Genomic DNA, 9,155 nt, shown 5'->3' on the forward strand with positions numbered 1-9,155 from the left:
GCCATAGAGACTTTTGAAACGACCTCAGAAATGGGCTATGACGAGCCATGCTGCAATTCCTGGTTGTGGTTTATGCGTTGCCGCTCGTGCTGCTGGCCCTGATGCGGCCGCGGGTGGGGCTGGTGCTGTGGGTGCTGGCGCTGGCCACCGCGCCGGATGGCTGGCTGAGTGGCGCCACCGGCAGCCTGGAAGCGACGGCGGGGCTGCTCAAGCTCTACGGGCTGCTGGTGCTGGCCGGGGCACTCTGGCGCTACGGGCCGCGGCGGGATGTGGGCAATCCGTCCCTGGCGTTTCTGCTGATGTTCTGCGTCGGGCTGATCCATGGGCTGCATCCGGGACTGAGCCTGGAGGCCTCGGCGCGGTCGCTGGTCGGCTCCGCCGCGCCGTTTCTGTTCGGCTTTGTCCGCCAGGATGAGGGGTTCAGCCGCGCCGCCTGCAGGGCGGTGATGATCGCCCCGCTCTGCGCCGTGGGGGTGGCGGCGATGCTGGCGCTGGCGGGGCTGGACCGGTTTTATACGCTGGAGCTGGGGGCGCTGCGGCTGGGCGGGGATGGGCAGCCGCCCTTTCTGGCCGGGGCGGCGCTGGTGGGGCTGTATGCCGGGGTGCTGGAGCTGGCGGCGCGGCCGCGCCGGGCCGTGGCGCTGCTGACCGGGGTCAATTTCACCATCATCCTGCTCACCGGGGCGCGCTCGCCGCTGGCTTTGGGGGGGCTCACGCTGGCGGCGCTGCTGGCCCAGCGCGGCTGCCTGCGGGCCCTTGCCTTGGCGGGGGCGCTGCTGGCGCTGCTGGCGCTCTGTTTCAGCCAGCTGGAGTTTCTGCGGGTGGTGGACATGACCCATCTTGGCCTGGCGGACAACCTGTCCAACCGCACGTTGGTCTGGCCGTATTTCTGGAATGCGATCACCCACTCGCCCTGGGTGGGCTGGGGGGTGGGGGCGGGCAAGATCATCATTCCGCTCAGCGCGCCGCTGGCCCGGCTGATCGGCACCAATGCCGCGCATGATGAATATCTGCGCATCGGCACCGAGGGCGGGGTGCTGGGGTTGGGGCTGCTGCTGGGGCTGATGCTGCTCTGGGTCGCGCGCGGCACGGCGCTTCTGCCGGCCCGGCAGGCCTGGCTGATGCGGTTGATTTTCATTGCATTCGCCGTGCAATCCCTGACCGACAATACCCTGATCGCGGGGACCGCCTCGGCGTTCTTCTTGTGGGTAAGCGCCATCTTCGCAAACGCACAAAACGGGTCTACAGGGGCAGCATGCTCACACGCCGCACTGCCATCGCCCTGCCCGCCGCCCTGCCCCTCGCCCTCGCCGGGGCTGCTCCGGCCCTGGCGGCAACGCCCCCCCTCGCCTTCGTCCTGAACTCCGCCGCCGGCTCGATCAGCCTGATCGACATGGCGAGCCGGCAGGTGGTCGGGACCGAGCCGGCTTATCGCGAGCCCAGCCATTGGTGCCTGACCCCCGACCGCCGCCAGCTTTTCATCTGCGACGCCTCGGGCAATGCGATTTTCATCTTCGACCCGATCACCGGCGCGCCGCTGGGCCGCAAGCGCATCGCCGACCCGTATCAGCTCGGCTACACGCCGGATAACAAATATCTGATGGTCAACGCCCTGCGGCTGGATTTCGTGGATGTTTATGACGGCGCCACGCTGCGGCTGGTGAAGCGCTTCAAGCCCGGGCGCTGGCCCAGCCATCTGGATTTCTCGCCGGACAGCCGCTGGTCCTTCAACTCGATGCAGAATTCCAACACGCTGGTCTCCTTCGACCTCACCAGCATGACCCAGCGTTGGGCGGTGACGGTGGGCGAGACACCAGCAGGCGTGCTCTGGCATCGCGGCAAAGTGCTGTGCTGCATCATGGGCGGGCGCGGCTTTGTCGAGGTCGATCCGGTGAGTGGGCAGATCACCCGGCGCGTCGTCACCGGCGATGGCGCGCATAACATCTTCCTGGATACCAAAAAGCAGATCCTCTACGTCTCCAATCGGGGCCCGGGGCGGACCGGCCTCACCGCTTTGGACCCGGTCAGCTTCCAGATAATGCGCCAGTATGAAATCCCCGGCGGGCCGGACGATATCGGCATCGACCCGGAGGGGAATATCTGGATCTGCCTGCGTTACGCGGAATCGGTGGCGATCCTCGACCCGGTGAGCGGCCATTACAGCTCCATCCCGGTCGGACGCTCGCCGCATGGCATCTTCCTCAACACCATGCTGCGCCAGCCAGGGCGGATCACCGCCGAGCGGATCTGAGGGCCGTCATTTAAGCCTTTGTAACAACGGGCTTTGCCCTCTCGCTTTTTGCGGCGGGCGGGCGCTATAAAGGCTGGTTGCCGCCAGTCCTGCATGGGGTTTGGGTATGGGTCTCGATCGTCTCTTCTCCAACATCGCCGGGTATATGGACCAGTATCTGGTGCTGCCGGTGCTGTTCCGGCTGCACTGGATGGCTTGGGACGATCTCGCCTTCGATTGGTGCCTGATCTGCGTCTATGGGATGTTCGCGGTGCTGGTGACCTACGCGGTCTGCCTGCCGCTGGAGGCCTGGCGGCCGGTCGAGCGCTGGCCGGACAACAAGGCGGTGCTGGTGGATGTGTTTTACACCTTCCTCAACCGCGTCGGCGTCACCCCCATCGTCACCTTCGTGCTGTTCTATCAGGTGCAGACCTGGTCCACCGGGCTGCTGGTCGAGCATGGCTTCATCCCACCGACCCTGGACAGCCTGGTGCCGGGCCTGTTCGGGCATCCGCTGGTGACGTTCCTGGTCTATGCGCTGATCCTGGATTGCGCCGATTACTGGCGCCACCGGCTCTCCCATTCCTTCCGCTGGTGGTACGCGCTGCACGCGCTGCACCATGCGCAGACTCAGATGAGCTTCTGGTCCGATGACCGCAACCATCTGCTGGATGATGTGATCAGCTTTTTCTGGTTCTTCGCCATCGGGCTGCTCATCGGCATCCCGCCGCTGCAATTCCCGCTGCTGCTGATGGCGATGAAATTCATCGAAAGCCTCAGCCACGCCAATATCCGCGCCTCCTTCGGGCCGCTGGAATGGCTGTTCGTCTCGCCGCGCTTTCACCGCTTCCATCACGGGCTGCGCGCCGCCGGGCGGCATAGCTGCAATTACGCCTCGGTATTCCCGGTCTGGGACATCATCTTCCGCACCGCCGATTTCCGCGATGAATATCTGCCCACCGGCGATGCCCGCGCGCCGGCGGCCTTGGTGAGCGGCTCCTACCTCGCCCAGCAGGCGACCGGGCTGAAATTATTCTGGCAGGCCCTGGGAAAGAGCTGGGCAAGCCTTGGCATTGGCCGCGCCGCGTCATAAGCAGCCAGCATGGAACAGAAAGTCAAAAAGGTCGTCCTGGCTTATTCCGGCGGGCTGGACACCTCGGTCATTCTTCGCTGGCTGCAGAACACCTATAAGTGCGAGGTGGTGACCTTCACCGCCGATCTCGGCCAGGGCGAGGAGCTGGAGCCGGCCCGCAAGAAGGCGGAGATGTTCGGCATCAAGGAGATCTTCATCGAGGATCTGCGCGAGACCTTCGTGAAGGATTTCGTGTTCCCGATGTTCCGCGCCAATGCGCTGTATGAGGGCCAGTATCTGCTGGGCACCTCCATCGCCCGGCCGCTGATCGCGCAGCGCCAGATCGAGATCGCCGAGATGGTCGGGGCCGATGCCGTCGCCCATGGCGCCACCGGCAAGGGCAATGACCAGGTCCGCTTCGAGCTGGGCTATTACGCGCTGAACCCGAATATCCGCGTCATCGCCCCCTGGCGCGAATGGGAGCTGACCAGCCGCACCAAGCTGCTGGAATATGCCGAGACCAACCAGATCCCCATTGCCAAGGATAAGCGCGGCGAGGCCCCGTTCTCGGTGGATGCCAACCTGCTGCACTCCTCTTCCGAAGGCAAGGTGCTGGAAGACCCGGCGGTGGGGCCGGATGAGATCGTGTATCAGCGCACCATCTCGCCGGAGGCAGCGCCCGATCAGGTCACCGAAATCAGCATCGAGTTCAAGCACGGTGACGCGGTGGGGATCAATGGCGAGGCGCTCTCGCCGGCCACCATCCTCACCCGCCTGAACGAATACGGCAAAGCCAACGGTATCGGCCGGCTGGATCTGGTGGAGAACCGCTTCGTCGGCATGAAGTCCCGCGGCGTGTACGAGACTCCGGGCGGCACCATCCTGCTCGCCGCGCATCGCGGCATCGAGAGCATCACGCTGGACCGCGAGGCCGGGCACCTGAAGGACAGCATCATGCCGCGCTATGCGGAGCTGATCTATAACGGCTTCTGGTTCTCGCCGGAGCGGCGGATGCTGCAGGCGCTGATCGACACCAGCCAGGCCTCCGTGACCGGCACGGTGCGGCTGAAGCTCTATAAGGGCAATGTGATCGTCACCGGGCGTGAGAGCCCGAACTCGCTCTACAATACCCGCATGGTGACGTTCGAGGACGATGCCGGGGCGTATAACCAGCAGGATGCGGCGGGCTTCATCAAGCTCAATGCGCTGCGGCTGCGGCTGGGGGCGTCGATCGGGCGCCGCGGCGGCGGATTGTAAGAAAGAGCTGGGGGGATTTTTGTAAAAATCCCCCCAGACCCCTTAAAAACTTTTGCTCTTTTATTCCGGTGCCATTTCGCCGCTGCCGCCCAGCTCGGCGGGGAAGTCTTTCAGCTTGGGCAGGCCGTCTTTCATCGGCAGCACCGTCTCGGCGTAGTTCACATGCACGCCGGGCTTGAAATCCAGCGCCGGCAACGTCGCCGCGAACACATCCACCAGCCCGAATCCCGGATGCGCCGTCATCAGATGGCCACCGCATTTGCGGCAATATTGCCGATGGCTGGCCTCGGTTTTGGCGTAGGTGGCCACCTCGCTCCCGCCCTTGGTGACTTTCACCGCCTCGGGCTTCCAGAGCGTGAACGCATTCACCGGCCCGCCAGACCAGGAGCGGCAGGAGCGGCAATGGCAATAGCCCATCGCCTCCGGATCACCGCTCACGGTCAGCTCCACCGCCCCGCAAAAACACGCACCTTGATAGATCTGGCTCATTTTTCCTCGCCTTGTTGCTTTTGGATGGCTCAGCATGGCGCGCCGCGCTGGGCCGTCAAACCCTGTCCCGGAATGGATCAAAGCCCGGCCTGAAGCGAAGTTCAGTAAATGTTCTATACACATTACGGAATCACAATATTTCCTCCATAAATCACGAACAAACGGCGAACAATTTATTAACGACCATGTTGCTAATTTGTTCTCGCCATGTCAGGATGCGATTCAACGATTCCCTCTGGCAAGGTCAGGAAAACACGCTATGGTTGCATCCACCGCAAGCAAAAAAGCTCGTTTGACAGAAATCGAGTCGATGTTGGACGCTCCGGAGGCACCTTTCATGGCGACAGTGACGACGATGGCAAAACCCGATCTCGAAAAGAACAAGGCGCTCGACGCCGCGATGGCGCAGATTGAGCGCGCCTTCGGCAAAGGCTCGATCATGCGCATGGGCGCCAAGGGCGGCAATGAGGCGATCGAGGTGATCTCCTCGGGCTCGCTCGGGCTGGACCTGGCGCTGGGCATTGGCGGCCTGCCGCGCGGCCGCGTGATCGAGATCTATGGCCCGGAAAGCTCCGGCAAGACCACCCTGGCGCTGCATGCCGTGGCCGAGGCGCAGAAGCGCGGCGGTGTCTGCGCCTTCGTGGATGCCGAGCACGCGCTGGACCCGATCTATGCCCGCAAGCTCGGCGTGGATGTGGATAATCTGCTGATCTCGCAGCCCGATACCGGCGAGCAGGGGCTGGAAATCGCCGATACGCTGGTGCGCTCCGGCTCGATCGATGTGCTGGTGATCGACTCCGTCGCCGCGCTGGTGCCGCGGGCGGAGCTGGAAGGCGAGATGGGCGACAGCCATGTCGGCCTGCATGCCCGCCTGATGAGCCAGGCGCTGCGCAAGATCACCGGCTCGGTGGCGCGCTCCAACACCACCTTGATCTTCCTGAACCAGATCCGCCTGAAAATCGGCGTGATGTTCGGCAATCCGGAGACGACCACGGGTGGCAATGCGCTGAAATTCTACTCCTCCATCCGCATGGAAATTCGCCGCACCGGCTCGATCAAGGAGCGCGACGAGGTGACGGGCAACCATGTCCGGGTGAAGGTGGTGAAGAACAAGCTGGCCCCGCCCTTCCGGCAGGTGGAGTTCGACATCATGTTCGGCGAGGGGATTTCCAAATCCGGCGAGCTGGTGGATCTCGGCGTGAAGGCCGGGGTGGTGGAGAAATCCGGCGCCTGGTTCTCGTATGACAGCCAGCGCATCGGCCAGGGGCGGGAGAATGCCAAGCAGTTCCTGCGCGATAACCCGAAAGTGGCGGAGAGCATCGAGAAGAAGATCCGCGATCAGTCTTCGACGCTGGGCGAGGCTTTGATGGCCGCCGATGGCGGGGAAGAAGCCGGGGAAGACTGACAAAAGTTTTTGGGGGTTTAAGGGGACTTTTTTCAAAAAGTCCCCTTTCTGACGAAGGCCGGACGCCCCCTTAAGGGGCGATCCGGCCTTCGTCTTTTCGCCGCTTTTTTTGAAAAAAAGCGGCACCAAAAAACTTTTGCTCCTTTTGGCCCGCGCGCCGAAGGCGGGCGGGCTTGGCGAAAACCCGTCCGCCTTGTAATCCAGCCCACATGGTCACCAGCAACGATATCCGCGCCACCTTCCTGAATTATTTCGGCCGCAATGGCCACCAGATCGTGCCCTCGGCCCCTCTGGTGCCGCGTAACGACCCCACCCTGCTCTTCACCAATGCGGGCATGGTACCGTTCAAGAATGTCTTCACCGGCCAGGAAAAGCGCCCTTATAACCGCGCCACCTCCTCGCAGAAATGCGTGCGCGCCGGCGGCAAGCATAATGATCTGGACAATGTGGGCTACACCGCCCGCCACCACACCTTCTTTGAAATGCTGGGGAATTTCTCCTTCGGCGATTATTTCAAGGAACAGGCGATCTTCCATGCCTGGACGCTGCTGACCAAGGATTTCGGGCTCAACAAGGACAAGCTGCTGGTCACCGTCTATCACGACGATGACGAGGCCGCCGGACTGTGGGCGAAGATCGCCGGGCTGCCGGATCAGCGCATCATCCGCATCCCCACCGATGATAATTTCTGGCGCATGGGCGATACCGGCCCCTGCGGCCCCTGCTCCGAGATCTTCTATGATCACGGCCCCTCGATCCAAGGCGGCCCGCCCGGCTCCCCGGATGAGGATGGCGACCGGTTCATCGAGATCTGGAACCTCGTCTTCATGCAATATGAGGAAGGCCCGCCGGGTACGCGCACGCCCCTGCCCCGCCCCTCCATCGATACCGGCATGGGCCTTGAGCGCTTCGCCGCCATCCTGCAGGGCAAGCACGATAATTACGACACGGACACGCTGCGCGCGCTGATCCTCGCCTCCGCCGAGGAAACCGGCCAGGACCCGGACGGCGCCTTCCGCATCAGCCATCGCGTGGTGGCGGATCATCTGCGCTCCTCCTCCTTCCTGATCGCCGATGGCGTGCTGCCCTCCAATGAAGGCCGCGGCTATGTGCTGCGCCGGATCATGCGCCGCGCGATGCGTCATGCGCACATGATGGGCGCCAAGGAGCCGTTGATGTACCGGCTGGTGCCGGCGCTGACCCGCCAGATGGGCCAGGCCTTCCCGGAGCTGAACCAGGCCGAGGCGCTGATCACCGAGACGCTGCAGCTGGAGGAAAACCGTTTCCGCGCGCTGCTGGACCGCGGCATCTCGCTGCTGAAGAGCGAGAGCGAGGGGCTGGCCCAAGGCGCCGCCCTGCCCGGCGCCGTCGCCTTCAAGCTCTATGACACTTACGGCTTCCCGCTGGATCTGACCCAGGACGCTTTGCGCGAAGAGGGCAAGAGCGTGGATGTGGACGGCTTCAACGAGGCCATGGCCGAGCAGAAGGCCCGCGCCCGCGCCGCCTGGGCCGGCTCCGGCGACGCCGCCACCGAGACAATCTGGTTCGAGCTGAACGAGACGCTCGGCGGCACAGAATTCCTCGGCTATTCCACCGAGACCGCCGAGGGCAGCATCACCGCTCTGGTGGTGGACGGCCAGCCGACCGACGAGGCGCTACCGGAGCAGACCGCCTATATCCTGCTCAACCAGACCCCGTTCTACGCCGAGAGCGGCGGCCAGGTGGGCGATACCGGCTATATCACCGGCCCGGATAATCTGCGCATCCGCATCACCGACACCCAGAAGAAGCTGGGCGCGCTTTATGTGCATATCGGTGTGGTGGAGGCGGGCACGGCCCGTGTCGGCCAGGCGGTGGTGGCCAGCGTGGACCATGAGCGCCGCGGCGCCATCCGCGCCCACCATTCCGCCACCCATCTGCTGCATGAGGCGATGCGCCGGGCGCTTGGGCCCCACGTGACCCAGAAAGGCTCGCTGAACGCGCCGGACCGGCTGCGCTTCGACATCTCCCAGCCCCGCCCGATCACGGCCGAGGAGCTGGTGCAGGTGGAGCGCGAGGTGAATGCGCATATCCGCGAGAATGCCGAAGTCACCACCCGGCTGATGACGCCCGATGAGGCGGTAAAGCTGGGGGCGATGGCTTTGTTCGGCGAGAAATATGGCGACGAGGTTCGCGTCGTGTCCATGGGCGGGCCGGCTGAGGGCAAATCCGCCTGGTCGATCGAGCTGTGCGGCGGCACCCATGTCAGCCGCACCGGCGATATCGGGCTGTTCCGCATCGTCTCCGAGGGCGCGGTCTCGGCCGGCATTCGCCGCATCGAGGCGCTGGCCGGGGAAGCGGCGATTGCCGCGATCGAGGCGGAGTCCAAGCTGCTGGCCGAGGCTGCGGCCTCGATCAAGGCGCCGCCCGCCGAGCTGCCGGGGCGCATCGCCCAGCTCCAGGACGACAAGAAGCGGCTGGAGCGCCAGGTGGCGGAGCTGCAGAAGAAGCTGGTGCTGGCCACCGCCTCGGAAGCTGAAGAGATTAACGGGGTGAAGGCGATCCTGCGCAATGTCGGCGATGTCGCGGCCAAGGAGCTGCGGCCGATCGCCACCGACCTGCTGAAGGGGCTGGGCTCGGGCGTGGTGGCGCTGGTCTCCACCGCCGAGCAGAAGACCGCCATCGTGGTCGCGGTGTCGGATGATCTGCCGCAGAGCGCGGTG

7 protein-coding genes are annotated in these 9,155 nt (G+C 64.3%); 6 read left to right on the top strand and 1 reads right to left on the bottom strand.

From position 1 onward, the window contains the following. Positions 1–47: 47 nt before the first annotated feature. The 4 genes from MXAZACID_RS06470 to MXAZACID_RS06485 all read left to right on the top strand — a co-directional run bounded on the left by MXAZACID_RS06470 (position 48) and on the right by MXAZACID_RS06485 (position 4,559). On the top strand, positions 48–1,361 hold the full coding sequence (locus tag MXAZACID_RS06470; protein WP_008493390.1) for an O-antigen ligase family protein: 1,314 nt from the start codon (positions 48–50) through the stop codon (positions 1,359–1,361). Beyond that, positions 1,256–2,251, top strand: a complete 996-nt coding sequence (locus MXAZACID_RS06475; RefSeq protein WP_008493391.1) for a YncE family protein — start codon at positions 1,256–1,258, stop codon at positions 2,249–2,251. Before MXAZACID_RS06470 ends, MXAZACID_RS06475 begins: the two co-directional genes overlap by 106 nt. A gap of 106 nt (positions 2,252–2,357) precedes the next feature. Then, the gene (locus tag MXAZACID_RS06480) at positions 2,358–3,323 is read left to right on the top strand and encodes a sterol desaturase family protein (RefSeq protein ID WP_008493392.1); all 966 of its coding nucleotides are present in this window, start codon (positions 2,358–2,360) and stop codon (positions 3,321–3,323) included. A gap of 9 nt (positions 3,324–3,332) precedes the next feature. Further along, entirely contained in the window at positions 3,333–4,559 is a 1,227-nt protein-coding gene (locus tag MXAZACID_RS06485) for an argininosuccinate synthase (protein ID WP_008493393.1), read from the top strand. Between the two features lie 60 nt (positions 4,560–4,619). Here the strand turns inward: MXAZACID_RS06485 and MXAZACID_RS06490 are convergent, their stop codons facing one another. After that, complete coding sequence (locus MXAZACID_RS06490; RefSeq protein WP_008493394.1) at positions 4,620–5,048, bottom strand: GFA family protein; 429 nt, start codon at positions 5,046–5,048, stop codon at positions 4,620–4,622. 355 nt (positions 5,049–5,403) lie between these two features. Here MXAZACID_RS06490 and recA point away from each other — a divergent pair, with 355 nt between their 5' ends. Beyond that, positions 5,404–6,453, top strand: coding sequence for a recombinase RecA (gene recA / locus MXAZACID_RS06495; RefSeq protein ID WP_026439525.1), 1,050 nt, complete (start codon positions 5,404–5,406; stop codon positions 6,451–6,453). A 209-nt stretch (positions 6,454–6,662) separates the two neighbouring features. Beyond that, positions 6,663–9,155: alanine--tRNA ligase (alaS, locus tag MXAZACID_RS06500; protein WP_008493396.1), on the top strand; the 2,493-nt coding region annotated here is incomplete at its 3' end.

Origin of the sequence: Acidocella sp. MX-AZ02, from assembly GCF_000306035.1 — a bacterium.
Taxonomy (GTDB): Bacteria; Pseudomonadota; Alphaproteobacteria; order Acetobacterales; family Acetobacteraceae; genus Acidocella; species Acidocella facilis.